Origin of the sequence: Gilliamella sp. B14448G11 (assembly GCF_016101765.1) — a bacterium.
In the GTDB taxonomy this organism is placed as follows: domain Bacteria; phylum Pseudomonadota; class Gammaproteobacteria; order Enterobacterales; family Orbaceae; genus Gilliamella; species Gilliamella apicola_N.
The window spans coordinates 1-496 of the sequence record NZ_JACFPX010000047.1; the positions used below are offsets into that span (position 1 = coordinate 1).

Below are 496 nucleotides of genomic sequence, written 5' to 3' on the forward strand. Positions count from 1 at the left end.
TATACCATTAAAGTTGAAGAATAGTATTAGGATTGGTCTAGATTTTATGAAAAAATTACGATATCACTTAATGTTAATCATTGGACTTTTTTTAACTACTGTTCTTACCGGTTGTTTGTGTTATAAACCAGAAGTTAGACCAAAAACGTTACCCAATGCCTCATTGGGTAATCCCTATTTTGCTAAAATTAAAGTTTTTGGTGGCGTGGCTAATAGCGATCACTTTGCCTATGTTATCCAACCAGAAAAATCAGGCCTTGAATTATCTCCTAGAGGTTTAGGAACAGAATATGTTTCCTATAATAATTTTGAAGTAAAAGGAACGCCTAAAGTTGCAGGAACAATCACAATAGAACTTTCTGGAACTACTTACGGAACAAATACATGTCCAGGAAAACACTATGATAGAGTTTATACCATTAAAGTTGAAGAATAGTATTAGGATTGGTCTAGATTTTATGAAAAAATTACGATATCACTTAATGTTAATCATTGG

General features: G+C 32.1%; 1 protein-coding gene. It reads left to right on the forward strand.

Annotated elements, in window-relative coordinates:
• Positions 1-436 (forward strand): hypothetical protein (locus H3S88_RS13120; RefSeq protein ID WP_232352607.1); only part of this gene is annotated, 436 nt, incomplete at its 5' end.
• Between the last annotated feature and the right edge of the window lie 60 nt (positions 437-496).